Source organism: Acinetobacter sp. Ac8, assembly GCF_055392545.1.
In genome coordinates, this window is the sequence record NZ_AP043689.1 from 3,289,298 (window position 1) to 3,316,173 (window position 26,876).

Sequence of the window (26,876 nt, forward strand, 5' to 3'; positions counted from 1 at the left end):
TTAACCACTCTTTTTAAGTGTTTCAAGCTGTCTAAACAGTTCATTTAAGGTGCTTTCTTGACTCGCATTCCCCATCAAGGAAACATCCTGTCCATTAAAATTAAAACTGTATTTAACTGTCTTACTTGGATCAGAATTGCTTGAAAGCGCAGCTGAGGTATTCTTTTGAGTATCTCCGTAAACATTTGGCGCCAATGCTTGCATTGTAGATTGCCCTTTTCCGTCCGAGTAACGCTGTAATGCCTGTTCAATGTATCTTGAGCCATCATAGCCTGCTAATCCTTTCTTTCTTAACTCTTGATACAACATACCTGAAATATCCGTAAGCCCGCCAAGACTTCGATTTTTTTGCAAAACGTCTTGATCTTTTGCGAGTGCGGTACCAAAAATATTTTGAGCAATTGACTCAGCTTGAGCATCGTCATAACCCATTTTTTTAAGCTCATCCCGGACATAACTCTTCGTATAGGATGTACTTGAAACAGCATTTGATTTTTTGGATTTTTCTTCTTTCGTTTTAGCCTCTGCCTCAGATTTTGCACTTAAAGCCTCATTCCATGCATCAATTGAATTTTGAGCCTCTTCTCTTGCAACCGCACCCATTTCACGATAGGCACTTGTTACACCGCTTGAAACAGTTGAAGCATGAGATGAAGCAGCTTTATTCATTTCATCATAAGACTGTACAACTGCCTTGCCTGTATCATCAATTTGAACAGATAAACCAAGTGATGCAGCTTTTGCTTGAGTATGAGCAATTACAGCTTGATCACCTGAAGCAATCGCTGCTTGAATGGTTCTTTCATAAGCTTGTCTTAAGCTTTCAGCAGTGGCTTGGCCACTACTTTGAATGGTATTAAAATCTGCCAAAGCTGATTGGGCTGCAAGCTTTAACTGCTCTTTAGTTTTAATCCCAAGACGTTCAAATGCTTGCTCAACAGGATTAAGATCACCTGGTAATTTCTGAACAACTTGTCGGATGGCTTGCATTCCCATTGCGACCTGTTCAGTAGATAGCTTTCCTTGTACACCAAATTCTTGAAGTTTTGATTTTGCATAATCAATTTCAGTTTGTGACTTTGCTGTTTCTAACCATTTTACCCACGCTTGATATGTGACTTCACCAGCTTGTTTGCCCTGAACTCCCAAGGCTGTGAGATTTTTTGAGAAGTTAACAACATTTACTCCCCCAGCTTTGAACTTTTCTGAAATTCTACTTAATAGAATATCTAAGTCTAGATCTAAAGCAGTTGCTGCTTTCCTTGCAACATCAGCGGAAGATTTCAAACCTGATGCAACCTCGGCTGATCGCGATTTTCGAGCTATATTTAATTCTTCTTCCTTTGTGTTTATAGCTACCAATGCATCTTGCGCAGATTTTAAGGCATTCAAATCACCAGTTTTTCTAGCTTCTTCAATCTGCTTGGTAAGGGTAATTTTCTCAACTGCACTCGTTTTTAAATAAGCTTGAAAATCTGCCTCGGCTTTCTTCTCGCGCTCTTTTGCAAGTTCAGTGGCTTTGGTTTTTTCCTCGGTAGCAACTTTGGCTTCATTGAGTGATGCAACCGCTACCTTGCCGGATTGGTCAAGCGTTACCATGTAGCCTTTTTCAATCAGATCAGCTTGAATCTTTCCATCCATCAGACCCTTATTGGCGGTAATGGCAGCTTCGGCATAGGATTGAACAGCTTTTAACTTTTCCTCCTCACTTGATTTTTTCCCTGCGACTTCCGAGTTTTGATCTGCAATTATCTGATCAAGTTTAGCTTTTGAAGAAGCAACAGCTTCAGCATCTTTTTCTTTTTGTGTTTTTGATATCTCCTGAATGGCTTCAATGCCTTTGGATTTAAATTCCATTGCCTGATTTGATGATTGCTCATAATAACTTTTCGCTTTTAACGAAAGCTCCTCATATTCTTTTAGTGCGGCATCTTTATATTCACCAAATAAAAGCTTTGACTTCCAATATGTAAATGCTGCTGCAACATCATAAATAACACCAGCAAGTAGGCTTGCCCCAATTTTCAAACCATTAAAACCATCATTGATGAAACCAATTGCCACGTTTAACGCTTGCAAAAACTTTGTTAAACCATTGGTTTTATCGGACGCTTGATCTACCCCACTATTAAAATTAAATATATGGCTTAATAGGGAGTTTAATTGATCGCCTGCAATTTCGAGACTATTCCCAAGGGTGCTTGCCATGGATTTAAGTGCGTCATAAGCACTCATTAAGGCAGTCTTTAATGCCTCAATTGTTGCTGGATCAATCTTTTTAAGCTGATCCCCAACCCAAATAAATCCATCACCAATATCTTTTAAAACAAAATCAAGTTCCGAAATATTATCAGCAAGAAGCACAAGCCATTGAGCTACAGTTGCAGATGCACCATTTGACTGGTCCATCTTACCAATCAATATTTCCCAGCTTGTCGATATACGTTGTAAAGCATTACTAATTGTTGTAGGGAACTTATCGTAAGTCGCTTGCACTGATGCAGATTGACTTTGAAGGGCTTTGACCACACGTTCAGAAGAAAGCTCACCAGCCTCAGCCATTTTACGAAGTTCGCCAGTGGTAACTCCTAAACCTCTTGCCAAAGCTTCGGCTAAACCGTAACCACCTTCCATGATGCTATTAAATTCTTCTCCGCGAAGAACTCCACCTTGCATGGCTTGAATAAATTGGGTAACTGCTCCATCTGCAGCTTCTGCTGTGCCACCACCAATCTTAATCGCCTGGGTAACCGTCTTTGTTAGTTCTAACGCTTGTTGTTGCGTCATCCCCATATCTTTACCCACAGTGTTTAAACGTGTGAATAAATCAGCAGTAGTGGTTAGATTGGAGTTTGTAGCAAGCGCAACTTGGTGAACACCTGCCATTGCCTGATTGAAGTTGCCACCATCTTTGGTGGCTATATTAATTCGTGCCGAAAGATTTGTATATGAGTCCGCTGCTTGTGCCAAACCTTGAACACTTAAACCAACACCAACAGCTGCCATTGCGGCAACCAATGCATTTACTGCAAATTTAGCGCCATTCACACCTTGTTGTAAGCCAGTAGTATTGGCTAACAGGTTTAAGCGAAAATCCAATGATCCTGAAGCCATACATTCCTCAACTTTTTAGCAGGCAATAAAAAACCTCCGTTAAGGAGGTGTTGGTTTGTAAACTGTTTATTCAAACATCATCTTTATTTTCTAAATCTAATGATTGCTGTGTTTCGTTTATTAGGTCATCTAGCTCTTTAATCATTGCTGGCTTAGTTTGTTTCCCATGAACAACAAGAAAACGACCTGCCTCAGATAAACCTTGTGTAATTAATTCAAGCTGTGCTGAAAGCTTACCGATCCGCACTTGCATTCCATCTTTAAGATTTCGGGCAATGTCTTCTTGCTCAATGTAATACAGACGAACTTCACGACCACGATCTGTACATTCAACCATTGAGAGTTCTTTTGCCATATCAACTGACAATATGTAATCTGTTTTGTGTTTTGCACCACTAGCACCCTGTTCCACCACTTGGTGGATCAGATAATCAATATTTTCTTGAAATTTATACTTTGCAATTCGACGTTTTATCCATGTCGAGAAATCCTGCTTACTACCAAGCCAGTGATGCATATCTCGCGCATTAACACCAAATTGATTTTTCCCATTTAACTTAACTTCTATAAATGGAGTTTGATTTTCGATTTTTACAATTGCATTCATTGATATGCTCCGACTACTCATAAAGAAAAAAAGCCAACAAGAAGATGCAATGAGTAGTCGAAACGACCATCTTCCTTTCAGGAGCTACCCTAGTCGGCTTGGATGCCATATTTCAGGCATTAAAAAAGCCGACTTTTTGGGTCGGCTTCGCTTGGTTAAATCTTAAATCTTGTTAATGGGTTTTTATAATTGTTTTAGTTGTAATAGTGCGGTTTACAACTTTTAAGTTTTAGAGAATAAAAAAGCACCCTAGGGTGCTTTTATTGGATTTTATCTATTTAGTTCAAATTCTTAGTTTCACATTCGGTAAGTACTTTTTCAGCCTCTTTTTCCTGAAGTATACTTTTGGTAAAAAAAGAAGTTATTTCATCTTCACTTTTATTACCATCAGCCAAAAAAGCTAGTAAAGCCTCATTAGTTGCACCCATGGAGCTGACATATAGTAGTTTGCTTGCCTCCAAACATCCTGTGTATTTTTTAGACTCCGTTTCACGTTTTATTTTTTGCAACTCCGAAAGTGGTTGCGCCAAAGCCACCCTCATCACATTATTTGAAAGTTTTCTTTGATCATTAAATGATGCTACATACTCTTTTAACTCTGAAAAACCAAGCTTCCCAATATGAGTATCACTCGAGTACTTTAAGTTAGCAATCTTATCTGCCTCATCAGTAGAAAAATCTAATTTTTTCAAGACATCGATATAAGCGGATACCTCCGCTTTATGAGCTTTCTCTTTTTCAATCTTTTTCTGAGACCAATTCGACCATACCGCCCATATGATTGCAGTGACGATAATAATTAATATTATGATCAGGATAATAGGATTGTTTTTGTATTCAGCTCCGCATGTTCTACAATTGGTATCTGTCGACTTCATCGGTTTTTTGCAAGATTTGCAAATCTTCACACCCACAATCAACGCTCCCAAACAATTCTAGTTATTACCCCACCAATAACTGTTAGTGTGTACCTTACGCCATCAATCGTATAGCGGTAATCTGTAGCAAAAGCTAAACGCCCGTTTGCATCCCTTGTTTTATATTCATAAGAAGATTCAGGATTACCTAGTGTTTGAATCATATTGCCCTGAGAATCACCTTTACTCACAAAACTATTTGATGATCTAACACTTTGTGCTTCAGTAGCAGCATATATATTGGTAGAAGCTAAAAATAAAAAAGCTAAAAGTAATTTTTTCATGATATTCCCCTCATTATTTGAACAGAATATATATTGCTTTGAGGTTGTGCAATGTGAAAATTACCCTTTATTCATACTATCGATATATTTGTTATATCCATTTTTGTCAGCATGATATGCAACGCGCAAGCTATTCCCCATGCTTAACAATGTATTTCTTTCATTTCGTTGTGCTGCATTAAGATACTCTTTAAATGCTCCAAAGCTATAATTTAAAATATCTAAATGTCTATGCCCTTTACTTATTAAGTACTGAAATGAATCAAACCAGGTGTACTTCTCTTTAGAATCATTTTTGTTATTATTTTCTTGATTAAAATATGCTTGATTTACTTCGACCAGATTCTTAAATAAATCAAGTAATTCACCTTCATTTTCTAATAATTTAGGATCTAAGTCTGAGACATTTGTTACTAAAGACGCAACCATGATCACTTGAAATTTAAGTTTTTTAAAAACACGAACAAATACTTCATCACTAAAATTATTATTGAACATAATTCTAATTGGTTCAGCAAATTCGGACCACTGATCAAAATCTTTCATCAGAACTTGTTGGATTTCAATTTCATCTTTAAATACAGATCGATTAGACGCTAAAAAGAATTCATTCATTTTAATTACTCAAAAACAGGCACAAAAAAAGACGCTTATGCGCCCCTGTGCCTGTTGTCTTAATTATGCTGCTGGAATTGTCACAACATGGCCATATAAACCAAGTGTAGGATCTAAGCCTTTTTCAGTGTCAGAAAGTGATTGACCAGAGATTTCATATTGACCTAGTTCTTCATGAATCAATGGGAAAGTGGTTTCAGGCGACTTTTTAGTACGCCATAGTCGCACAGCAATATTTTCACCTGTTGCAGTATTAATTCCCTTAAAGAACAACTCGTATTCTTTATTGAATTCACTTGCGATCGTTGTATGACTCACAGCACCTGTGGTAAAGCTGGCTGTTACTGGATCTGCAATTAACTCATTGAACGTAACCGTACCAAACACGGCATCAAGCGTGTATTTGTCAGCTGCGATTGTACTTGAGCCAGTTTTAAAAGAAACTTGAGTTAAGTTGTAGCCATCAAGTTTGATTTCTTGACCAGCTTTAATTGTTCCAAGTACCTGATCCGCAACTGTAACACTGGCAACTTCCGATTTCATACCCGACAAGATGTATTGCAAATTTGCTTCATCCACTTCTTCAAGCTGCCCTTTGAAATTCACACCTGTTGTCTTGGTTAATACAAAATCTGTGGTACGTTGTCCTGATGTGCTTTCTTGATGCTCAACTTGGTCTGTAGTGATTTCAAGTTCGAATTCAGGTACGTTACCAAGATAACGCATACCGCCGGCAACACCATTCGCAATTTCAGATAAGTAAAACTTACCTTGAAGCGAAATATATTTTTTAGCCATCTGTTTTGACCTCTTTTGGTTTTGGTTGCGCAGATGGCTTCACTTCTTCAATGATCTTATCTGCTTCTAATCGTTTAATTTGGTCATCTGAAAGACCACCCACAATATCGCCTTTTTCAAAACGACCTATAGGCTGTAATGCTTTATATGTTTTCATAGTCACCATGATTTAATCATTTGTGCTTCAAATAAGAATGGGAAGAATGCACGACCTGACGTTGTAGATTTTCCAACAGGTACACCAGCATCAACACGTAGAAAGCGTTTATAGCCCACAATATCTGGTTGATAGCCTTGCATAGCTCTGAGGATTTTCCTTATATACGGATCAGCTAATTGACGAATAGACAATGTCTCGCTTTGCTGAGCAGATGCATCCGAAACACCAAGCGCAATTAACCATTGTTGATAGATTGCATTTGCCTTGCCATCTCCCGATGTATCAGAGATGCGATCACCCACATAAATAATGCCAATTCCCACATCACCTACAATAGATTCAAAGAGATCATCCACGCTGAATGGCGTAACGATTTCCTCAACCTCTGGTATTTCCGCTTTGATACGCTTCAAAATATCGTCTTCAAGCGCAAAATAATTATCAATGTTTTGCATCTGTTAAAACCTTGTATAAGTATTCTTCAATTTCAAAGAGGATTTCTTGTGAATCATCAACAGAAATTCCCATATACGGACGAGGTGGAATATAAACAGCTTTGATCTTTCTCCAACCACCCATAGGTGTTCTAAATACTAAATACTTTCCTGATTTTGGCTTAATGGTTCCACCAAAATGTAAGATAGGTGCATATTTAACATTTGTACCAACAGATATTTTATTACCCTGAACTTTTGCGAAAATTGAATTATGCAATCGCCCGGTGTCTCTTAAAGTCTGTCCACCCTGAATCTTCGCCCGCCATGACTTTTTCCAAGGTTTGTCATCAGTACCAATGCCTGTTTTTATTCGTTGCTGAACATTAAAAACAAGTAGGTCTGAGATGTCATGCCATAGCTTTGATGGGTCTTCTACACGATCAAGGACTCGTCGCATAAACTCTTGCAACTTCTCCTGACCATGCATTTGGATTGAGTCAGCCATAGTTAAATACTCGGCATGTTATTCAAAACATCGTCACCAAATACACCACCACGATAAGTAGTACCTATTGGCGCAGATGCTTTGACCTTTTTGGGTCGTGTTACTTCTTGTGTCACTTCACTCTTAATTAGAAGTGTCGCTTTGCCTTCTGAAACCCGCTTTAAAAAACTAATAGCATCCTCATATCGCTTTCTTATTTCTTCATTTGTGTTTTGTCGATGAAGAAGATAACGAGCAATATCACAGATATAAATTGTTATATTTTTAGGCGGTGACTCTAGCGGAACCTTATACATCACACCAATGAAGCCATCGGCAATATCGGTTGCATCTTGTATATAGGATTCTACTGATTCATTTTCAGTGAGGTTTCTTTCTAATTGAGTGATGTGATTCAAGCCGTAACGCAACACCATGTCATCACGGCTTGCGTACATAACACACCTTATTTGGTTGAGGTTAATTTCACCAAAGCTTTCGGTTTAGCAACCACAGGCAATTGGTTTGACTGGACATGCAAATCAAAACCACGATCAAACTTTTTCGTGTCTTGTTTTGCGTAATAAGGTAAAGCAGAAGTATTTACTGTTTCATTGAAATCAGCAGGTGCCAAAGCATTTAAGAATACATCTTGTGTACCAGTCGGATAAGCGTGACCTTCTTTCACGCCAATTAAAGGCACATCACCTACTTTCTGGCGATTCACAATGAATTTGATACCGCCAAATTCAAAGCCAGAAGTGTTTGATTTACCTAAACGCTGTTCAGCTGCAGACCAGTTTAAGAAGACTTCTTTCACGTTTTTATGTGAAGTTAATGCATCATAAAATTGACGATCCACTTCAGCTTCAACTGTTGAATAGAGTTCTTGGCCTAAACCATCTTCGATGAGGTCAATTACATCTTGGCACTTCGCCAAAACGTTTGTGGTTGCTGTGCCAAGTTCGAAATCTACAGTTTGACCGGTCACACCGAAGTCGGTGTAGTAATCAACAATCACTGTACCATCGGCATCCAAGACAATACCTTGTTTTGCTTTGGTGCGACGATAAGCAAGGGTTGTGTCGATTTTGTTTTTCATCATTTGCAGTTTATCAAGCACTTTACCTTGAACTGTTTCTGCAGCAGTTGAACCGAATGCACGTACACCAATCACATCAGATGCAAGCACTGTGTCTTCAAGTGGCATGTGAGGAATAACCCACGACTTAGCAGTACGCTTTCCGCTTGAGTTTTTAGGTGCAACACCACCCCATTCAGTTGTCGGTACTAAAATCGAACTTTCTGCATAGAATTCCACAGAGAAATTGTTTGTAGTACCTGGAATGCTGCGGAACAAATTAATGTCATTCGGATTACCAATTCGTGTTGGCAAATTAGTAATTGCTGCGCTTAATTCTTCTGTTGTAAAAATCATTTCATCCATTTCTTCACCTTATGCTGAACGAACAGCTGTAATACCAAGTGTTTTAAGACCTGCAACAACTGTTGCTAAATCATCCGCTTCAACATTTGTGAGTTTTTCAGGCACAATTCGAGATTGATGCGCAAGGATTACGCCTTTGCCCTTTCCTGCAGCAGTCTTAACCCCACCAATGCAAATACCAACCACAGCACCTTCACCTGTAAAGGCAATTGCATCACCCGAAGCATTGAAAGATACTGGCTGACCATCTTTAATGTCTTGGCTAGCTGCTACGCTTACATTTTCACGACTTGGACGATGATTCCCCTCAAGCTCCCAAGCCAACCAGTCAGATGTCACACCAGCTTTTTCTACTGTTTTAACCATTTTGTATTCACCTTATTTTCGAGATGCTGCCATATCAGCTAGAGATTTAGGCTGACCTGCATTGAATTGATTTTGATTACCACCATCCGCTTGATGTTCTTTCATCCAAGATGGAAGTGGTTGTTTTTGTGGTTCAGTTTTTGTTGAAAATTTACGCAGCTGAGTTGCAGAGAATGCAAAAGCTTTTTCATCAAGCTCCTTCATTTCCTTAACTTCGTCATCTGTAAATTCTTTACCAACATCTTTGGCAAGTGCTGCAATCGCGTCATTGCGCTTATCTGCCGCAAACTGAGTTAACTGCTGCTTTAGAGCTGCAAGTTCAATATCTTGCTCAGCAATGCGAGCTTTGGCTTGTTCTAAGTCCACATTTGTGTCCTCTTGTTGAATTAAATTTGATTTAGCTGAAAAGGCTTGGATTGATGTTTGAGTATCTGCGCCAATTCCACAGATAGTGATTTCATGCACGCGTACATTTCTGAAAACATGCAATGGACCAGTAAACTCTTGCCCATTCACGAATACAGTCTTACCTGCTGAAATTTCTTCAATGCTTTCAGGGTCAGCCCACCAAGACATTTGGAATGGGTATTCATCATCAATATCTGCAACAATTTCTTGGGCTTTCTTATTTTTTAGAAAATAACCTTGAGCCTGAAACTTATTAGAAATATCAAATGAGGTCGCAACACCAATGCGTAGACCACCAAAATGCTCTTCTACCAAACCAATTTTTGGTTTTAGTTGAATGTTCTGAAGATCAATAACAACACCGCTGCGCCCCCAGTAATAGTGGTTATCTATCCGACCACCGCTATACACTTCAGCATCAAACTTGCGTCGGCTTTTTTCATCTTCACCACTTACAGATATGGCGGTATTTAAGGCCGTAAATTGAAACTTGATGCTTTCGTTTTCTTCCTGTTGCATTTTTCATGCTCCAAAAAAAACCACCCGAAGGTGGTTGTTTGTTTGCTTAGCTTTAAAGGCTCTCAACTACAGATTTCAGTTTTTCAGATAATAATTTTCTGTTGGTATCGCCAATATTTTCACCATAGTTCAATGCTGTTGTTAAAGACTCCACAATTTTTAATTTATCATCTAAGTTTTGACTAACACTATTTGAACCATTACAAGTATTAGAACTTTGTATTAAATGATGATTAATTAAATCAGACTCAAAATCTTCTAAGCTACGTGCAAGTGCATAACAACCTTCGTTATCAGCCTTTAAAGCCCCTGTTAGAAACAAGCGAATTTCTTGCTCTTCCTTAACTGTTTCCACTGTAATGGTACGGATAAATTTGGGTAATTTAGCGCCTTCTTTCACTTTGACACTACCTGCGTCACCATTTCCTGAAACTCGCATATCTGAACTCCTTTGTTAATAAAAAACCACCTGTTAAGGTGGTCTTGAATTTTCAATAATTTAAACACTGTATATTGTATTTCGGGCTATAAATAACCGAGTCGCTTTCTCTTCAGTACGCTTGAGAATGATAGATTCACTTGTCACATCAACGACTTGCAAATTCAAATCAGGTGCCAATAATGCACCATCTAAACCTTGAATTTTAGATAGATCAATTGCATGGCCTTTCATATCTAAGATAGTGATCGTTTTGCCTGCGCTCTCTGCGTTTTTAAATAATGTGGGCGTTTGAATACCAATCACATTACCCTTCTGCAAATTGAATGAATCAAAACCTTTGATAGAGTTACCTGTAAGCTTATTCTTTAAGTTTTTAGCCTTACTTAAAATAGAATCAAAGGCCTTAGAAATCTTGTTCCAAATTGAGTTTGATTTCTTGTCATGTGTTTTTCGAATTAAAGCTTCACTAGCTAGCTCAGATAATGACTCCTCATCCTGTGCAAACTCAAATGTAATACGAGCATCACTCGGGCTCACATCAAGTTTAGAAATAGCTTCATCCAAAGTCTTTTTATTTGAAGCATCAAGTGGCTTTAAGGCATCAATTACAGATTTATTAGCAGACTGCTCAATGATCGCGTCATCTTTGATCTTTAAGAGCTCTTGCGCCTCTGTATGATTGATAAATGGATCACCTAATTTCTGATCAATCACTTCATTTAAGTAAGTATTTTGCTTAAATGGATGATAATCCCAATCATATTTGTTTTTGGGCAAATCAACCAATTGATCATCTGGTGTAATACCAATTCGATCAGCCATTTTTTCAGTCAATGATTCAACTGTGCAACGACACTGAAAACCATTCGGCGGATAGTGTTTATTCCAAAAATCATCATCAATATGACGAATTATGTCGTTCAATGCTAAATGAGTAGGTCTAGTGCGTTTATCAATGATCGCTGAATAACGCAAATAAGGACGTGACTCCTTGTTTCCTTGCTGTTCTAACCACCGACCATAGGCATAAGCATTCTGAATATTGGTTCTATACACATTTGCTAAATGATGATCAGAAAGCTCAATACCCTTTTCTTCAACTTGCTTTTTAAAATCATTGAATGTACTGCCACTTTCAATGGATTTGGTTGCTAAGTTAAGTACTGTTTTAATCTGCTCAAGTGAAGCTAATCGACTGATTGTGGAGGCATTGGACCTTGCGTGAAGATCCATGGTGTAAAACTCATCAGGCAAAACCACTTTGCGATTTCTGGCATACTCAAGAGAAGAACTATAATCCACCACAGTTACCCCCCTTTGTTTGCCTGCACATACCCTATTACATCAGCTTTAAACAAAGCCTTTGCAAGATTGATTTCAAACTCATCTAAAGTTGCGCCTTTGCTTGCTGAGTAGAGATTTTGCATCAACTCATCTTGGGAGTTTGAATTTTCAACAATCTTTTCGATATCTGAATCACTCAATAGCGTAGAGCTTTGCACTTTAATCAAACTATCAATTTCTTGCTGGCCTTGATTAGTCTTATTGACTGTAGCTGCGAAACTAAAGGCTGTTTTCGGAATCGCTGTAAATTGACTTGGTAATTGCTGTGAATCTTTCAAATCACCATCTTGCAAGCCATATTCACGCGTGAAATATTGATTTGTGAATTCAGCACCTGAGTTTTTAAGATCAACATCTCGTTTTGCTTGTGCTTCATTGAGCGCCTTGTCATCACCAATAATGATTTTATGGTGTGACCACTCATTCAGGGTGCACATTGCATTGATAATCATTTGAAGTGTTGGTGTTACAAGTCGAATATCAGATTTAAGTTTATCTTTTCTGACATTCTCATGGACCAAACCTAAAGCCCTTGAACCATTACCATCCGTACCACTTGTAAGTGTTTGCCCTAAAATTAACTTTTGAATTTGACGCAAAATTACAGTGTGAAAAGTATCGAAAGCAGCACCGGCATTACCTTGAGCATTACTTAGAATTTGAACATCATCACCAGCATCAATAGAAATTACTGATTGTGCGTGTGCTGATAGCAACGCATTGTTCATTGCATCAATATCACCATCCTCGCCATCAGCAACCTTACCAAGCAATATTGGTGTACCAAAACGCTCAAGGAACTTCGCCCAAAACTTAAACCCATTTTGTTTAAAGAAGAATAACCAATACAAAGTTGATAATAACGCTTTGCCATACGGCTGCTTATACGTTGCCTTTCTTCGGGTTAAAAAGAATTTAATAGTTTGGTCTATTTCTCGTTCTACACCTGTTGAATCAGGTCGATATATTAATCGTCCATCATTCTTTGGCTCAAACCACTCCATAGGCTTTTCGCCAATCCAAGTTAGACCAATGTAGCCATCTTTATAATCCCAATTGGCTTCTTGAACTGAATAACCAAAAAACAAGGCGTTCAATGAGCTTGTAGCAATCTCGCTAAACCACTCTTGCATCTCTTGCATTAGATACACAGCTTCAGGAGTATCGCTTGGCTCAATGCGAAATGGAGTAGCAAGCAAGGCATCTAATCTTGTCTCAGTTGCCTGCCCAATCTCATCATCATCAAGCAATACATCAAGGTTGTGACGTTGAATGCCAGCCTTACGAAGTGTTTTATCAATATCAGGTAGACGCCCTATATTATTAAAGAATTGAGTAACAGCCTCATGAGTATTTAGAGAACCGCCAGACAAAGCCTTATTCTTTACCTTGTCTTTTTTTGACTTTGCCATAATTTCCTCAATATGTTCTTGAGCCTGCGCCCTTTGGTTTTGCTCGTCTTCTGCCCTTGATTAGAGGCTCTAAACCATAACGAATACCATCAATATGATGGTTGTTCATGTCTAAGATTTCAGGAAGAATATCCCCTGCTTTATTCATCTTGTATGAATACAATTTGAACTCTTTAGCTGTTTCAGGGCAGTCAGGATGAATAATGATTTGATCAAAGCCTTTAATGAATGTCACACCATCTTCAATCGAACCAGCCCATTTCGAAGCAGCTTCAATCTTGAAGCCTTGGCGCTTCATATAACTGATCGTTTCTGGTCTGGAACAATCTGCTCGGATTTTGTGTTTTCTTGAATCGGGAACCTCATCAAAAAGTTTTGGCAAGTGATCAATCTCACATCCAATTTGATGCGCTTCATTTCGAATGTATAATTTTCTGTTGCTGATAAAGAATCTATTTAAGGTAGTTGGATCCTGTGCAAATCCCCAATCCGATCCGTAATAGATTTCAGTCCAGCTTGGGTCTGGTTCAAATTCATCAACCACATAACGCCCAGAGAATACAATTGCCTGGCTAAACTCAAGATATGAACCATGCCAGATATGCTCAAACATAGCCCAAGCATTATCATCACCCGACTTCTGCATACGAATCGCTCTTTTGCGATCCTCGTTATATTCATCAAGTAATGTTTGTGGAGCAAATGGGTTATCTGTAATGTTAACTTCAATAACAATAGCGCTTTCAGGTGCAAATTCACCCCTTAGAAAATCATCTACAGGATCATCTTTTGATTCTGGATTCCAAGAAGCCCAGATTTGAGCCCCTTCAGCACGCATTGTTGGTCGCAATAATCGCAAGGACTTTGCTGATAAGCGATTAGCTTCCTCAATCCACGCTACTTTAAATCCCTCTAAAGACTTAATTGAGTCTGCAGTGTGATCTTGCATACCCTGAAATAGAATTACACCGTCACCGCCAATTCTTTTAATCAAGTCCCTTTGGCAATCAAATAAATGCTCAACACCAAGTGCTTTGATTTTGTCTTCGATTAATTGTTTGCTGGAATATTTGATAGATTTTTGAATTTCACGAATGCAAACTGCACGTAAATTTTTATCAATTACACATTCTTCAACTAATTGCTCAGCAACAAAATGAGACTTTCCCGAACCACGTCCACCATGCACACCTTTGTAACGAGCTACTTTGAACCAAGGTTTAGCCCAACGTGGAGTTTTAATTTTTAGCTCCACGTTATACCCCTGCTAATCAATAAACTCACGAATTACTTTGATTTCTAAATCCTTACCATCAGCGCCCGTATGCTCATGCTTCACTTTCTCGCTCAACATGCCTAGATGCTTCATCATCAATTCAAGTGATTTGTTAGCACCACTTTGGTCAAACTTGTATTGTGGAGCCACATTGCCATCGGGACCTTCTACCAAAACTGGGAAACCATCACGATCCAATACTTCTTCCGATTGCATGCAACGCTCAGCAACAGACTTGAGGCTTTTTAAAACATAATAAGCATCAATCCCAAGCTCTTCCGCCCGTTCTTCTTGTAGAAACTTAATACGCTCTTGAACATCAGGTCTTAAAATGGCTCGAAATGCATTTGATTTATCTGTGTAGCCTGCCTTTTCCCCTGCTTTTTTCTTGTTTGCAGTCTCAACATAGGCTTGAGCTAAATTTTCATGTTGCTGATTTGCTAGTGGCTCACTCCCTTTCGGAAGCTCTATATCTCCCATAAAGGAATCTCCAATAAAAAACCTCCTGGAGGAGGCTTGTTTTACCAAATAAGAAGCTTATATTTTAGATTATCTCTAGGATCTACAAAGCTATTTTCAAAAACCCTAATATCTTCACCGTTAATTTCCACAAATAAAGGGTTATAAGTTACATCCCTCACTCGATCCTCTAGGTCTTCTGACTTATCAACCAAGTAGGTGACTAAATATTTGTTCTGCTTACCTGTTTCTGATTCGGCATTTGTTAGTTTCGTTTCTCTGTGTGCCATTATTATCTCTATAATTAATTTAGAAACAATAAATTATCAACTTATCCAAGTAAGATCAATCACTCAACATACCTCTAATAGCTTTTGATCTATCTTTTAACTGACTAATCTTTCGATCAATAACAATCATTTCATCACGAGTCATCAGACCACGAGATAGGCTTTGATATTTACTGATCTCTGATTCGTACCGCTTAAGATTGCTTAGTGCTTCGGTTCTGTCCATCACAACCGACCTTGACGTTTATACTTACGTCTTTTGGCTTGGCTGATCTTATTGGGTTTTGATTTGCCTTTTACTGGTTCTCGCCATTTGATTGAATCCCAATCACTTACACTTCTCTGCGCAGGCTCGGCAAACGCTGCGCTCATACCCAATGCTACTAATACAATTCGACCTAAGCGCATGGCTTTCTCCAAGACAAAAAAAACCCCTTTCGGGGCAAAGGAAACGTAGCTAAAGGTTATAGGCTTGTTTGCTGACCAACAGCACGAACAAGAACCATAATGCCTATTTGAATATCACTCCAGCTTATCCAGCGCCTTACTGTATTCACGCTTTTCACATTTATTACAAACCCATTCACTTCTTACATAGCCCAAATAAATTATTTCATCTCCATGAATCGTTCTTTTAAACCTATAATCATGTTTGCAGAAGATCATTCTTATTAGTCTTTTAATCATCCCACTTTCCTCTAGGCATTAAAAAACCCCAACAGTGTGGGGTTCTATTTAATAAATATCATTTCTTGAAAACTCGATATTTGATTATTGGAATTTGCTTTGAGGAATCAATCTTAGCCTCAAAAGAAAATCCATGCTCACAAATAATCTTGCTCGCAATTCCAATTGCATCCAACATAATAAAAGGACTATCACGTAAAATCCTTTCATCTTCAATAATCATATTGGGGTTAACAATAAGATGATTTACAGTTTGACTTAGAATTTCATTTGCCAATGTATTGACTTGCTGGTTGTTCATAACCATTACCTTGATCAATTAATATTCAGTCAATTTATACTAATTCAAAGGTCATATCAACTTTAATTTTAATGTATGTTGCTGTTTTATATATATTTATATATATCAATATATATTAGACTTAACCTTCCCACACTTCCGACACTCTTTCACAGTAAAGAAATCTGAATACTCCCAAACGTGTCTGCAAAAGATTTGTTTGATTCGGAGCATGTTGTTCTCCTTAGAATATGGCACGCCATGTAGGGCTCGAACCTACAACCATTGGTATAGAAAACCCATGCTCTATCCAGTTGAGCTAATGGCGCATAAAAAAGGACGCCTAAGCGTCCTTTATTTTAACCCTGCCTTGCCAGCTTCTCAGCTTCGACAAACGCATCATGAAAACTTACTTTATCTGAAAACCAAAACTTATAAGTCTTGTCGCCAATTATGATTGACTGTTGAAAGTAATCGTTCGGGCTTTTCTCTACAACTTGTCCGTTCTGTTCGCCACCGATGCAAATATTCATGTGTTTTCCTATTTATCGGTGGGAGTTTAGCACTTATTAGCTTAAATTCTTTGGTATATCTTCCATTGTGAACTCTACATCATACTGAGTCTTAATGAATTGAAATAAATCATCAAACATTGCTTGATAGCTTTCAGCCAAATCATTAGCAGCTCTAAGGCTTTCAGTGGCATTAATTGCTATTTCTGATAGCTTTTTATTTTCAGCCTCAAGCCTTTCTATTTCCTTCAGAAGAACATCAATATTCATTGAACTACACTCTGAGTTTTTCCATAGCATAGACTAATTTCAGAAAAGCAAAAAGCCCACTAAAAATGAGCTTAATATTGTCCAGACAAAAAAATACCCACGTATTGGAGTAGGTGGGTATGGAAATCAAAACTGTTTGGTCTCGGATGAACCGTAATACGACCAGTATATAAAAACTATACCTTAGTCAGGAAAATTTTACTAGCCTTACACTTTATATTCTTTGTAAGTATTTTTTCTGTACTTTTCAACCGCTTCCGCAGCACATTTAATGGAAGTTTCTAAAGCTATAATCATCATATTTTCGTAACGCTTCCATGTCGAATCATAAGCTTTCAGCGTCATCTGATAAGACTTAACACCAGCAGCTAAATGTAATCTACCCTTGGCCGTGAAATTGCTCTCATGCTCAGGATCCATTGCAAACGTTATAACCATGCCTGCAACTAGCCAAGATAAATGATAAATCGCAATATGCTCTGGCTCACGACGTTTATCTTCATAAGCTCCATTCATCATAATTTTAGCCAAATGATTACGGATAAACTCATAGTCACTCTTGGCATTTTCACCATAGATGATTAGAGATGTTACTGACTTTTCTAACTGGGTTTCCATGCTCGCAATAGCACCCAAGCGATCTTGATAGTCCAAAGGTTTCTCTCCTGTGCCTTTTGTCTCATCATTGAATTGCGGTGACTTAGCAGTGATGCCATGAGTCAACCACTCGAATTGTTCAAACTTCTCTGCTACTGCGTTCATAATTGCCCCTTAAACCTCTAAAATCTCTATCCCATGCACTGACATCATCAGATGCTTTTTGATTCGATACTCAGCAAGACTTCTCGAAATCTTACTTTTGACATCTTCAACGACTTGGCACCCATTTTTGATATATACAAAATCAGCTACATAACGAAGTGCTGGCTTCTTACGTGGTTCATTGCTAAATCTGACCGACTCAGCGAGTACAAACGCGTGTTGCGTCTGTAGCTCTCTGATTTCCCCTGCACGCTCAAGAATTTTAAGTTCTCGATAACGTCTAGCTTCTTTGATTGAATCGAACTTAAGACCATCACATTCGACAGTCTTGTTCTTGTATTTTGGTTGTATTGATCTTGCCACAGGCTTCGACTGCGTCTGCCACCCTTTAGGGATTTGCATTGTTACTTCTCCCACTCTTTACGATCACGTATATGACCAGTGAGAACATCTTTGGAAATTCGAACTTTCTCTACAGTGAAGTCCCAAAAGCCTTCATCAATTGATTTCTTTGATAGAGCTTTAACAATGTCAATTTCTTCAATTGAAAAGTAAGCCTCATCCCCAAAACCAATAGATTGCAGTCTATAAGTCCTGTAGCAATCAACCTTTTCGGAATCTTCAAATTTTCGACGTAAGTCCCTGCATTCAGACTCTACAAAGCGAACATCATCTAGGCTTAGGTTGTCGAAATTAACAGAGCAACGTTCCATTACTTTCCTTAGATCTATATGACCATCTATCAAACAGCTTTCTAAATAATCCCCTAATCTACTCATACTCACCTCGCAGGGCTTTCTCTGCCAAATCCCTGTAAAAATCTCTTAGACCCCACGATCCAAAGCTAGTTTCATAATTTTTCGGATGTGATTCCCATGATTTAATCTGAGTTAAGGCCAACTCAAGCTCTTCAATCCGCTTGTCTTTCTCCCTAATCGCACTTTCTTGACTCAAGCCCACTTCCGCCATTTCATTGATCTGTGATTGAAGCTGATCAACCTTATCCTTCAAAGGTTTTGCTGCGTCTTGAAAATATGTACCCAACTTAATGGCTTCTAACCATTCCTTTGTGCGCCCATCTAAAACCTCGTAGAGTTGGTCTAGCTCAGCCTGCTTCGCTTTTAAAAGATCAACCAAATCTAAAATAGTTTTATGCCCAGAATTTTCAGATATTCCTTCCTTATTTCCCTTTAGAGGCGCTAGAAGCGCTAGAGTGTAACTAACAGCAATAGCATCCATCATCCTTTCACCTCCGCTGTCCAATCCTCACCACCTGCTAAATCCCAAACCAATGTACTCGGGCTAACGTGATTGCGAATGTCTGTGACTTCATCTGATTCGATTTGATTACGCCAAACCCTAACGCCATTTTCAGTGCCAAACCCACAGATCAAACAAGCTATGTCATAACCGTGTTGGCACCGCTTTAAGTCATGCTCTGCAATAGCGGTGCGGAGGTCGTTAAGTGATACAAAATGGATTGCATATTCCTCCGACCATGCGTTATCTAGATTGCTGTAACTGCAAGGAGCATGTTCACACTGTTTAAAAATATAATTGTTTCCAACAATGCAGTATCCAATCACAGGCCAATCAGGCGCACCGCTCACAATTTCCCTCGCCTTCTCAATCCCACCCACTTTCTCAATCAAGTTTTCAGAGTTGTTTATAGTTGTCATAGTGCCACCACTCCACAATACTTTTCTGTTATCTGTTTAAGCTTTGCTCTTTGTACCTTTTGCCATTCAGCCCTATAAGCTTTTCGATATGCTTTCTGATCCAATTCATTGATTTCTTTCTTCAATCTCCCTTTGATTGCGTTTTCATTGATTGAATAGTCAAAACTCAGCAAATGCTTTTTAACTCCCTCCCATCGATCTTTCTTCATCACAGTTTCGCCATACATGGTTGACTTCAATGTTGTTGCTGAAACACCTGTCAACCTTGCAAGCAACGCAATATCGCCATGTGATGCCTTGGAATGAAACTCTTTGAATATTGATATTTGCTCTGCGCTTAAATCAGCTTTAGCCTTTCTTTTTACAGCCTGTGATTGAGCGTCTTTGATTCGTTTACGCTCCTTATCACTCTGTCTTTTCGCTTCAATTTCAGCTTCAGTTTTAGTTCGCTTAGGTTTTAATTCTTTCTTAGCCTTAGCCTCTGCAATTGCTGCACCCATTATTTGTTTCATGTGCGATTGAGCATTTGATTTATTGAACTCTTGCTTAACTTCGCTTGATAAGCCATAAGGCACATGTTCTATCTGACCACCACTGCTTAGGAAGTCTGACAAATCCCAAGCTGAACGATCTTTGATGTAAAGTGACTCGCTGTTGGTTCCTGTTCTCACACCCCACCCCCTACGCTTTCCACGTCACGAATGGCTTGTTTCAATCTATCTGATTCCTTTTCCATTGAGCTGCGCCATGGAACTTGATTGATTGCCTCACACATATCATTAGATTTTTTTATTGCAGCCTTTAAGCCACCGCAACTCTCAACAATTCTTATGCTTTCAATAAGAAAAATAAGTTCTGATTTCTCAAAATTATAAGTTTTTCCAAGCTCGTTATCAGGAATCTCAACTACGCTGGTTGGAATCAACTCAAGCACGAGTTTTGCATTTTCCCAACCCTGATCTTTCACAAACTCAACCGCATTCATACCAACTCCCCTTGCATCATTGCGTAATATTCAGGACTTAAATCTGCAAATGTTGAGCGAGCTAAGTCAGTTGCTAATTTCACCGTTCCAGTTGACCCGTTACGTGCTTTACCAATGATGATTTCAGCTGTTCCAACTTCTTTAGATTCCTTGTTGTAAACCTCATCTCGGTAGATAAACATGATGATGTCCGCATCCTGCTCTAAATCACCTGACTCTTTTAAATCAGCGTTTACGGGACGTTTATTTGGTCTGTTTTCAAGGTTTCGATTTAATTGAGCCAAAGCAAATACTGGACATTCAAAATCACGAGCAATCTTTTTCAATTCCCCTGAAATCTCGCCAATATCTTTGTCAGAGCGACCATAATTATTTTTAGTGAGTGGAGTTACACGCTGGATATAATCAACAAATATCGCACCAACTTTCCCATATTCAGCTTGTACTTTTCGTGCTGATCTACGGATCGTTGAAGTCGTTGAACGAGCATTATCATCAATCATCAAAGGTGCTTTTTCTAAGATCATTGCAGCAGTATTAATCTTTCCACAGTCCTCAATTTGAGCCTTACCACTTAAAACTTTCCGCAATTCAATCTGACCAATTCCACTAATCATCCGCTGTGCAATCTGCTTGCCTGACATCTCGATTGAAACAAACAAAACTGGTAAACCTTGATTGACCATCATGTCAGCTGCAAAGTTCTGAGCGAGTGTGGTTTTACCCATGCTTGGGCGTGCACCGATAATGACTAAATCACCTTTGCCAACTTCACCCAGCTTGTTATCCAACTCACAGAATCCAGTGCGAATACCGCCATCAAATGCCGTGTTGTTATGCAAAGCTGTATGTCGCTCTAAAAACTCCTTAATTGCGTCCTTAGAGAACTCATGAGCATGTTTGAGGCGATTGTCCACCGAACCTGTTTCTAAGCCACTGACGAGAGCCTGTGCACGATTTAAGGCGGTTTCTGATGTGTACGAAACCATATCCAACGCCAAAGTGCCGATTTGCTTACTTACATCCTGAATTTTTCTGCGTGTTGCAAAATCTTTAAGTTTTTTAAGGTGTGTTGGTAAAAGCGAATGAGGGCAGTAACACCCCATCAAATTGAGAATAAATTTTTCATCAACCGCATTAACTTCAACCGCATTAGCACGAATTAATTCCCAAAGCATCACCTGGTCATACGCTTCACCTTTCACAAACTGAGATTTCACATGAGACCAAATAATTTGGTGTTGAGCTGCATAGAAATCACTTGAATCAATTTGCTCGATGTATTCGTCCATGCCTTGCTCAGTACCGATCACTGTAGACAAAATCGCTTGTTCAACAGGGATAGAAAATAATTCAATCATTGGTCCATCCCCTTGAATGATTTGCGTACGCCTTTGAATTCTGTGCTTGGTGCTTGCTGTGGTTGTTCAGGTTGAACCAGTTTAGGTTTTTCAAGTTGTTCAAGCTCAGCATTGCTTTCATGCCATGCCCAAGTTGCCTTGAAAGATTCCCAGCCACGCAAAACGATGATCTGGAACACACGCTCATTTGAAAGTTGTGCTTCGCTTGCCTGATTGAAAATGATTTTCAAAGCGCGTTCTGTGATGGTTTTACGTTTCTTGTTTTTCAGATCAATAAACTCTTGAGCTGTTTCTTCTGAAACTCCATTTTGAGATAAGAATTTTTTAGCAGAGAATTTTTGTGCTTTAGGTGCGGATGCGCCTAAATAAATATCTGTAGTATTCTCTGTTGTATTCTCTGTAATAGATTGCCCGTTTGGTGCAACACTGTTGGTACGTTTCGTGCCAACTAGTTCGCCCGTTTCGTTCAGACTAGATTGCCCGTTTGGTGCATACTGTGATAAATCAAGGCTTTCAGAGTATTCTATTAATGCTTTGTATAGATTTTCACGCTCAACTTTGAAGTAAACCTTGCAAGGTACACCTCGTTTATTTTCCTTTAAAAATCCAAGGTCTTTCAGTCTTTTACGGGCATTCTCCTGCTCTTTTCGAGTTAGACCAGTTTCCATAGTCCAGTCATGTTGGGTCTTGTAAATCCAACCATCAGAATTTTTGGTACGTGCGGTCCAGTACACCAATTGCGACAGCATTAGTGCGCCATTAATTCCACACCCGATAAAAACATAGTGTTTGTTAAACGCAATTGGTTGATCGTTCATAGCCTCAATCAGCTTAATCATTGAGATTGATGTGTTCACACAGCACCTCGCAGAAAATCAAAAAGGTCATAACGTGCTTTGGCAACACCCATGGCATTGTCTAAACAAGGCTTTTCCATATTTGCTTTGAGCGCACTTTCAAGAAGTCTGATTTTTTGCTCAATCATTCTTTCTTGATAGGTTGCTTGCAGCTCTGGTGGTTCTTGTGCTAAATTTGTTTTCATATTCATTTCCATCTCGTTTTGAATATATGAAGCCTGACCTAACCCGTCAGGCTTTTTTAATGTCTGTCAGATCGTTCCGACCTGATAAATCTGTGAACTGTTCATCGTTTTTATGGTTCTCTGTCAATCCAAAGATCCGTTGCTTAATCTTGGTCTCAGCTTTCAACTGTTGGAGATGAGGTTTGATTAAGTTTTCGTACACATATTCACTAGCACCCTGTCCTGCTCGAAGCATTTCAGCCAAAGACGACAATTGTTCTTTGTGGTCTGTTGGCATGTGGATAGTGATAGATGCATCCTTTTTTGGTTTGCGTCTGGTCATGAGTTATTCCTATGCCACTAAGGCTGTTTTTTTACTTGATGGAATATTGGATTCCACATTTAAAAATTTCTGGTACCCATCTGGAACACCATCTTTTCTCCATAGAGAAACTGTTCCTTTTGAGAATCCAAGCAAATCTGCTAATTCACTGTCGTTTTTGCAGCTATACCGATGAAGCAGATGGTCAACGGTGAATTTAAAAAGGCTCATAGTGTTAAACCTTATCCAAATTAAGTTTAATCTATTAAACAATATAGTTTAAGACCTTGTCAAACAAAATGTTTAAAATATTAAACAATACATAGTGGTTATTTGAGATGAATAAGAGTGTTGTTGAGACAGTTGCTAGTCGCATAAAAAGTAGAATGGATGAACTTGGCATTAAACAAGTTGATTTGATTAATAAAGGTGTAGCAAGTAAGGGAACGATTTCTTTGTGGCTTTCGGGTGGAGCGGAACCAACTAGAGAGAGACTTGTTAAGTTAGCTGAACAGTTGAAAACAACTGAGAAGTGGATCTTAACAGGTGGCGACATTAATAGTCGCTTTGACGACTCAATAGACTTAAATCCTGTTGCATCAGTTATTTATGCTCCTGTAATCTCATGGGTACAGGCAGGAGTATGGACAGGTATGGAAAATGTCGAGTTAGTGGGAGATGAAGAAAGGCTTCCCTTAGTACCAGGTGCAAGCGCAAAGAGTTTTTATTTAAAAGTAAGAGGTATTAGTAATGCTCCTTATTTTTTAGAAGATGAGAGAATTTGTGTTGATCCTGAGGTTTGTTTTGATGATGTGCAAACTGGTGAGATGATTGTGGTTAGGCGAGGCAACGAAGCAACATTTAAAGCTCTATTGCGCAGTGAAAATAACTTATATTTGAAAGCATTAAATAAAGAATGGCAACCAAATGTAATGTTGATCGATGAGGATTGTACTTATATTGGTAAATATGTTGGCTCATTTAAGCCAGCCGAGAGATTCTCTCTAATCTAAATAAAACTAAATTAAACTTTTACCGCCTTTATGGCGGTTTTTTAATATTTAAAATTTGATAAATCAAACATTAATAAAAATATTGTTTAATTATTTAAACTTTTCTATTGACTAAAATGTTTAATACATTAAACTAAATATCATACCCACTCACCAGAGACAAAAATGGAAATTCAAAATTTACGCTTACAACTCCTTCAGCTTTCAGGCGGTCAAGTTGAACACGCTCAAGCAATGGAGAAATACGTTTTGGAAGGTACTGGCTTAAATCAGCAAATGGGTGAAGCGGTAAAAACTGCGGAAGTTGGTGAAGATCCAGTGGATGAAAAGTGCGGATGCTTTATCTGCTTAATCAATCAATTTCAAAAAGCTTTTTAATTTTAAATAAAAAAGCCCTCACGACTCGACATCAAAGGGCTTTTACTCAAAGAGTGAGATAAGTATGAATGCAAAGCTAAACGAGATCAAGTCAAACATGCTAGTAGGCACAGGGGCTATCGCCTTATTAGTCTCAGCTTTTGTTTTAGATCCAACGCAACCAAAACAACAAGTCATTACTGCCCCTTTCGTTGTTGATGAAATCTCAGAATCAAATGCTGTTGTTCATACAGCAAACCATGAGTTCACTTTAGAAATCGAATTTGATGCACGTTATTTCAAAGATGGCAACGGATTCATTTCAGGTCGTGATGCTGAATTAAATCAAATCAAAGAAATCACTGTGTTTAACGAAGATGGTCAAACTGAAAATTATTATTTAGATCAATCGGATGTAAGCATCTTAGCCAATCAACTTGAATCAGAATTACGTGATCGCCTTTAAGCGGTCACTAGGAGTGCATCATGGTTCTATATGTCGATTACATCATTTGTGAAGGCTGCGGAAAATCAGTCAGTAAGAAGAAAGATTCATTACTAAATGATGGTGTGTTTTTCCTTTGTACATGCGGTTGTTTCAAGAAAATTGGGAATTAGGAGAAGAAGATGAATGCACCAGTAAATACAAATCCGTTTCTGCCTACAGCACCACAAAACAGCTCTGTATCAACGGTTCAATCAGATGTTCAGCGCTCTGTAGCGGAAGTTCAAGCAGCATTAGTAATTGCTAAACAATTTCCACGTAACCCAATTGAAGCTTATGACCGTGTAATGAACGCATGTCAAAGACCGGGTTTAGCTCAATCAGCAGTTTATTCATATGCCCGTGGTGGATCTTCAATTTCAGGCCCTTCAATTCGCCTTGCTGAAATGTTGGCTCAAAATTGGGGAAATATTCAATACGGCATTCGTGAGTTATCTTCTGAAAATGGTGAATCAACAGTCGAGGCTTTTGCTTGGGATGTTGAGACAAATACACGACAAACTAAAGTTTTCCAAGTGCCTCATAAACGCTATACGCGAAATGGATCTAAAAAATTAGAAGACCCACGCGATATTTATGAACTTGTTGCAAACAATGGCGCTCGTCGTTTACGTGCTTGCATCCTTGGGGTGATACCGGGTGATGTTGTAGATGCAGCAGTTGATCAATGCGAAAAAACCATTCACGCCTCAGCAGACACATCACCAGAAGGTGTTCAAAAATTAGTTGTTGCTTTTGAGCAGTTTAATGTCACTAAGGCAGACATTGAGGGATTTATTCAACGTCGAGTTGATGCCATCACCCCTGCTAACGTTGTTTCCTTACGTAAAATTTTCACAAGTTTGCGCGATGGTATTAGCTCACCAAAAGACTGGTTCAAGAATGCAAGTGCTGAAAAATCAGAACAGTCAGTAGCAAAGCCTAAACTTGATGACAAGGCTTTTGACGATGCTTTAGAGCAGTTAGCTTTAAACGCGATCGAAAAATCATACCTTTTAGATGGTTTTGATTTAACAGATGCTCAAAAATTCGCTGTGGAGGCTCAAGGATGAAACTATTCCGTGCTTCAGGCCTTCACAAGCTAATCGGTGAACCTAAAAAGAAAGGTGAAAACCTTTCTGATACAGCTAAAACTGAAATCCGATCGATTGTTAAAGAGGATTTATTCACTTTTAAATCGTTTACAGGCAACCAATACACGGAAAAAGGCAATTGGCTTGAAGAAATGGCAATTGAGTTGTCAGGAAAGATGCGGTTTCGTGCTTATCAAAAACATGTTGGTCGAGTCGATAATGACTTGATCACTGGTGAATGTGATGTGCTTGATATTAAGGATAAATTGATTATAGACACAAAATGTTCGTGGGATATTGGTACTCACCCATTCTTTCAAGATGAAGCCCAAGACAAAGTAATCAAAGCTGGTTATGACATTCAGATGCAAGCCTACATGTGGCTTTACGAGTGTGAGCGTGCAGATATTGATTTCTGGTTGTTACCTTGCCCTGAAGAATTATTGAAACCTTATGAAGATCAAGAACAATTAATAAATTTGGTTGCTGAAATTGATATTCGTGAACGCTTAACAACTGTAGTCATTGAGCGTGATGAATCAATAATTCAGAAGTTCAAAAACAAAATTCCCTTCTGCCAAGCTTATTACGAAAAGCTTTATGCAGAACGCAAACGAGGGAGATTAACAGCATGACCCTCCTAAAACTTTACTTTCAACTTTGGCAAATG

General features: G+C 38.7%; 40 protein-coding genes and 1 tRNA gene. 5 read left to right on the forward strand and 36 right to left on the reverse strand.

Going from position 1 to position 26,876, the window contains the following annotated elements:
- The 36 genes from ACZ5QH_RS15605 to ACZ5QH_RS15780 form a co-directional block, all read right to left on the reverse strand.
- Nucleotides 1-3,114, reverse strand: a complete 3,114-nt coding sequence (locus ACZ5QH_RS15605; protein ID WP_464016726.1) for a tape measure protein — start codon at nt 3,112-3,114, stop codon at nt 1-3.
- Nucleotides 3,115-3,184: 70 nt separating this feature from the next.
- The gene (locus tag ACZ5QH_RS15610; protein WP_314340998.1) at nt 3,185-3,721 is read right to left on the reverse strand and encodes an antA/AntB antirepressor family protein; all 537 of its coding nucleotides are present in this window, start codon (nt 3,719-3,721) and stop codon (nt 3,185-3,187) included.
- Nucleotides 3,722-3,999: 278 nt separating this feature from the next.
- Nucleotides 4,000-4,599: a hypothetical protein gene (locus ACZ5QH_RS15615; protein ID WP_419310306.1), complete on the reverse strand. Its 600-nt coding sequence runs from the start codon at nt 4,597-4,599 to the stop codon at nt 4,000-4,002.
- A gap of 38 nt (nt 4,600-4,637) precedes the next feature.
- A complete protein-coding gene (locus ACZ5QH_RS15620; protein ID WP_314340995.1) occupies nt 4,638-4,922 on the reverse strand; it encodes a hypothetical protein in 285 nt (94 codons plus the stop codon).
- Between the two features lie 60 nt (nt 4,923-4,982).
- On the reverse strand, nt 4,983-5,537 hold the full coding sequence (locus ACZ5QH_RS15625) for a hypothetical protein (RefSeq protein WP_464016727.1): 555 nt from the start codon (nt 5,535-5,537) through the stop codon (nt 4,983-4,985).
- A gap of 63 nt (nt 5,538-5,600) precedes the next feature.
- Nucleotides 5,601-6,335 (reverse strand): phage tail tube protein, encoded by a 735-nt coding sequence (locus ACZ5QH_RS15630; protein ID WP_464016728.1) that lies wholly within the window; start codon nt 6,333-6,335, stop codon nt 5,601-5,603.
- Nucleotides 6,328-6,492: a hypothetical protein gene (locus tag ACZ5QH_RS15635; RefSeq protein ID WP_464016803.1), complete on the reverse strand. Its 165-nt coding sequence runs from the start codon at nt 6,490-6,492 to the stop codon at nt 6,328-6,330. Before ACZ5QH_RS15635 ends, ACZ5QH_RS15630 begins: the two co-directional genes overlap by 8 nt.
- 2 nt (nt 6,493-6,494) lie before the next feature.
- Nucleotides 6,495-6,950, reverse strand: a complete 456-nt coding sequence (locus tag ACZ5QH_RS15640) for a phage tail terminator protein (protein WP_464016729.1) — start codon at nt 6,948-6,950, stop codon at nt 6,495-6,497.
- Nucleotides 6,937-7,437, reverse strand: a complete 501-nt coding sequence (locus ACZ5QH_RS15645; RefSeq protein ID WP_464016730.1) for a phage virion morphogenesis protein — start codon at nt 7,435-7,437, stop codon at nt 6,937-6,939. Before ACZ5QH_RS15645 ends, ACZ5QH_RS15640 begins: the two co-directional genes overlap by 14 nt.
- Nucleotides 7,438-7,439: 2 nt before the next feature.
- Complete coding sequence (locus ACZ5QH_RS15650) at nt 7,440-7,874, reverse strand: gp436 family protein (protein ID WP_005030325.1); 435 nt, start codon at nt 7,872-7,874, stop codon at nt 7,440-7,442.
- Between the two features lie 8 nt (nt 7,875-7,882).
- Complete coding sequence (locus ACZ5QH_RS15655) at nt 7,883-8,863, reverse strand: major capsid protein (protein ID WP_315077111.1); 981 nt, start codon at nt 8,861-8,863, stop codon at nt 7,883-7,885.
- 9 nt (nt 8,864-8,872) lie between these two features.
- Nucleotides 8,873-9,229 carry a hypothetical protein gene (locus ACZ5QH_RS15660; RefSeq protein WP_464016731.1) on the reverse strand — a complete coding sequence of 119 codons (357 nt, stop codon included), beginning with the start codon at nt 9,227-9,229 and terminating at the stop codon, nt 8,873-8,875.
- A gap of 12 nt (nt 9,230-9,241) precedes the next feature.
- The gene (locus ACZ5QH_RS15665) at nt 9,242-10,156 is read right to left on the reverse strand and encodes a hypothetical protein (protein WP_464016732.1); all 915 of its coding nucleotides are present in this window, start codon (nt 10,154-10,156) and stop codon (nt 9,242-9,244) included.
- A 52-nt stretch (nt 10,157-10,208) separates the two neighbouring features.
- The gene (locus tag ACZ5QH_RS15670; protein WP_315077119.1) at nt 10,209-10,595 is read right to left on the reverse strand and encodes a hypothetical protein; all 387 of its coding nucleotides are present in this window, start codon (nt 10,593-10,595) and stop codon (nt 10,209-10,211) included.
- A gap of 60 nt (nt 10,596-10,655) precedes the next feature.
- Nucleotides 10,656-11,900 carry a phage head morphogenesis protein gene (locus ACZ5QH_RS15675; RefSeq protein ID WP_464016733.1) on the reverse strand — a complete coding sequence of 415 codons (1,245 nt, stop codon included), beginning with the start codon at nt 11,898-11,900 and terminating at the stop codon, nt 10,656-10,658.
- Between the two features lie 5 nt (nt 11,901-11,905).
- Nucleotides 11,906-13,354 (reverse strand): phage portal protein family protein, encoded by a 1,449-nt coding sequence (locus ACZ5QH_RS15680; RefSeq protein ID WP_464016734.1) that lies wholly within the window; start codon nt 13,352-13,354, stop codon nt 11,906-11,908.
- 7 nt (nt 13,355-13,361) lie between these two features.
- Entirely contained in the window at nt 13,362-14,609 is a 1,248-nt protein-coding gene (locus ACZ5QH_RS15685) for a PBSX family phage terminase large subunit (protein ID WP_464016735.1), read from the reverse strand.
- A gap of 12 nt (nt 14,610-14,621) precedes the next feature.
- Complete coding sequence (locus ACZ5QH_RS15690) at nt 14,622-15,110, reverse strand: terminase small subunit (protein WP_464016736.1); 489 nt, start codon at nt 15,108-15,110, stop codon at nt 14,622-14,624.
- Nucleotides 15,111-15,151: 41 nt separating this feature from the next.
- Entirely contained in the window at nt 15,152-15,379 is a 228-nt protein-coding gene (locus ACZ5QH_RS15695; protein ID WP_419820069.1) for a hypothetical protein, read from the reverse strand.
- Between the two features lie 225 nt (nt 15,380-15,604).
- Nucleotides 15,605-15,787: a hypothetical protein gene (locus ACZ5QH_RS15700; RefSeq protein ID WP_464016737.1), complete on the reverse strand. Its 183-nt coding sequence runs from the start codon at nt 15,785-15,787 to the stop codon at nt 15,605-15,607.
- 337 nt (nt 15,788-16,124) lie between these two features.
- Nucleotides 16,125-16,367, reverse strand: coding sequence for a hypothetical protein (locus ACZ5QH_RS15705; protein ID WP_423854115.1), 243 nt, complete (start codon nt 16,365-16,367; stop codon nt 16,125-16,127).
- Between the two features lie 231 nt (nt 16,368-16,598).
- Nucleotides 16,599-16,675: transfer RNA gene (locus ACZ5QH_RS15710), tRNA-Arg, on the reverse strand.
- A gap of 30 nt (nt 16,676-16,705) precedes the next feature.
- Nucleotides 16,706-16,879, reverse strand: a complete 174-nt coding sequence (locus ACZ5QH_RS15715; RefSeq protein WP_464016738.1) for a hypothetical protein — start codon at nt 16,877-16,879, stop codon at nt 16,706-16,708.
- Between the two features lie 36 nt (nt 16,880-16,915).
- The gene (locus ACZ5QH_RS15720; protein WP_105713174.1) at nt 16,916-17,128 is read right to left on the reverse strand and encodes a hypothetical protein; all 213 of its coding nucleotides are present in this window, start codon (nt 17,126-17,128) and stop codon (nt 16,916-16,918) included.
- Nucleotides 17,129-17,335: 207 nt separating this feature from the next.
- Nucleotides 17,336-17,890: a hypothetical protein gene (locus tag ACZ5QH_RS15725; RefSeq protein WP_464016739.1), complete on the reverse strand. Its 555-nt coding sequence runs from the start codon at nt 17,888-17,890 to the stop codon at nt 17,336-17,338.
- Between the two features lie 9 nt (nt 17,891-17,899).
- On the reverse strand, nt 17,900-18,292 hold the full coding sequence (locus tag ACZ5QH_RS15730) for a DUF1064 domain-containing protein (RefSeq protein ID WP_464016802.1): 393 nt from the start codon (nt 18,290-18,292) through the stop codon (nt 17,900-17,902).
- A gap of 2 nt (nt 18,293-18,294) precedes the next feature.
- Nucleotides 18,295-18,603 (reverse strand): hypothetical protein, encoded by a 309-nt coding sequence (locus ACZ5QH_RS15735; protein ID WP_464016740.1) that lies wholly within the window; start codon nt 18,601-18,603, stop codon nt 18,295-18,297.
- A gap of 58 nt (nt 18,604-18,661) precedes the next feature.
- Nucleotides 18,662-19,132, reverse strand: coding sequence for a hypothetical protein (locus tag ACZ5QH_RS15740; RefSeq protein WP_464016741.1), 471 nt, complete (start codon nt 19,130-19,132; stop codon nt 18,662-18,664).
- Nucleotides 19,129-19,569, reverse strand: a complete 441-nt coding sequence (locus ACZ5QH_RS15745; protein WP_464016742.1) for a hypothetical protein — start codon at nt 19,567-19,569, stop codon at nt 19,129-19,131. The genes ACZ5QH_RS15740 and ACZ5QH_RS15745 overlap by 4 nt, the downstream gene beginning before the upstream one ends.
- The gene (locus tag ACZ5QH_RS15750; RefSeq protein ID WP_464016743.1) at nt 19,566-20,240 is read right to left on the reverse strand and encodes a hypothetical protein; all 675 of its coding nucleotides are present in this window, start codon (nt 20,238-20,240) and stop codon (nt 19,566-19,568) included. The genes ACZ5QH_RS15745 and ACZ5QH_RS15750 overlap by 4 nt, the downstream gene beginning before the upstream one ends.
- Complete coding sequence (locus tag ACZ5QH_RS15755; RefSeq protein ID WP_303577130.1) at nt 20,237-20,554, reverse strand: hypothetical protein; 318 nt, start codon at nt 20,552-20,554, stop codon at nt 20,237-20,239. The genes ACZ5QH_RS15750 and ACZ5QH_RS15755 overlap by 4 nt, the downstream gene beginning before the upstream one ends.
- Entirely contained in the window at nt 20,551-21,915 is a 1,365-nt protein-coding gene (locus tag ACZ5QH_RS15760; RefSeq protein WP_464016744.1) for a replicative DNA helicase, read from the reverse strand. The genes ACZ5QH_RS15755 and ACZ5QH_RS15760 overlap by 4 nt, the downstream gene beginning before the upstream one ends.
- Entirely contained in the window at nt 21,912-22,772 is an 861-nt protein-coding gene (locus ACZ5QH_RS15765) for a DNA-binding protein (RefSeq protein ID WP_287839018.1), read from the reverse strand. The genes ACZ5QH_RS15760 and ACZ5QH_RS15765 overlap by 4 nt, the downstream gene beginning before the upstream one ends.
- Nucleotides 22,769-22,957 carry a hypothetical protein gene (locus tag ACZ5QH_RS15770; RefSeq protein ID WP_010117462.1) on the reverse strand — a complete coding sequence of 63 codons (189 nt, stop codon included), beginning with the start codon at nt 22,955-22,957 and terminating at the stop codon, nt 22,769-22,771. Before ACZ5QH_RS15770 ends, ACZ5QH_RS15765 begins: the two co-directional genes overlap by 4 nt.
- 46 nt (nt 22,958-23,003) lie before the next feature.
- A complete protein-coding gene (locus ACZ5QH_RS15775; protein ID WP_244013274.1) occupies nt 23,004-23,279 on the reverse strand; it encodes a hypothetical protein in 276 nt (91 codons plus the stop codon).
- A gap of 9 nt (nt 23,280-23,288) precedes the next feature.
- Nucleotides 23,289-23,489 carry a helix-turn-helix domain containing protein gene (locus ACZ5QH_RS15780; RefSeq protein ID WP_262780462.1) on the reverse strand — a complete coding sequence of 67 codons (201 nt, stop codon included), beginning with the start codon at nt 23,487-23,489 and terminating at the stop codon, nt 23,289-23,291.
- 107 nt (nt 23,490-23,596) lie between these two features.
- Between ACZ5QH_RS15780 and ACZ5QH_RS15785 the strand changes: the two genes are divergently transcribed.
- The 5 genes from ACZ5QH_RS15785 to ACZ5QH_RS15805 all read left to right on the forward strand — a co-directional run bounded on the left by ACZ5QH_RS15785 (nt 23,597) and on the right by ACZ5QH_RS15805 (nt 26,841).
- Nucleotides 23,597-24,271, forward strand: coding sequence for a S24 family peptidase (locus tag ACZ5QH_RS15785; protein WP_464016745.1), 675 nt, complete (start codon nt 23,597-23,599; stop codon nt 24,269-24,271).
- Nucleotides 24,272-24,436: 165 nt separating this feature from the next.
- Complete coding sequence (locus ACZ5QH_RS15790; RefSeq protein WP_275059627.1) at nt 24,437-24,649, forward strand: hypothetical protein; 213 nt, start codon at nt 24,437-24,439, stop codon at nt 24,647-24,649.
- 64 nt (nt 24,650-24,713) lie between these two features.
- Nucleotides 24,714-25,094: a hypothetical protein gene (locus ACZ5QH_RS15795; protein WP_303577125.1), complete on the forward strand. Its 381-nt coding sequence runs from the start codon at nt 24,714-24,716 to the stop codon at nt 25,092-25,094.
- 161 nt (nt 25,095-25,255) lie between these two features.
- Entirely contained in the window at nt 25,256-26,185 is a 930-nt protein-coding gene (locus tag ACZ5QH_RS15800) for a hypothetical protein (protein ID WP_464016746.1), read from the forward strand.
- The gene (locus ACZ5QH_RS15805) at nt 26,182-26,841 is read left to right on the forward strand and encodes a hypothetical protein (protein ID WP_303577123.1); all 660 of its coding nucleotides are present in this window, start codon (nt 26,182-26,184) and stop codon (nt 26,839-26,841) included. Before ACZ5QH_RS15800 ends, ACZ5QH_RS15805 begins: the two co-directional genes overlap by 4 nt.
- Nucleotides 26,842-26,876 lie beyond the last annotated feature (35 nt).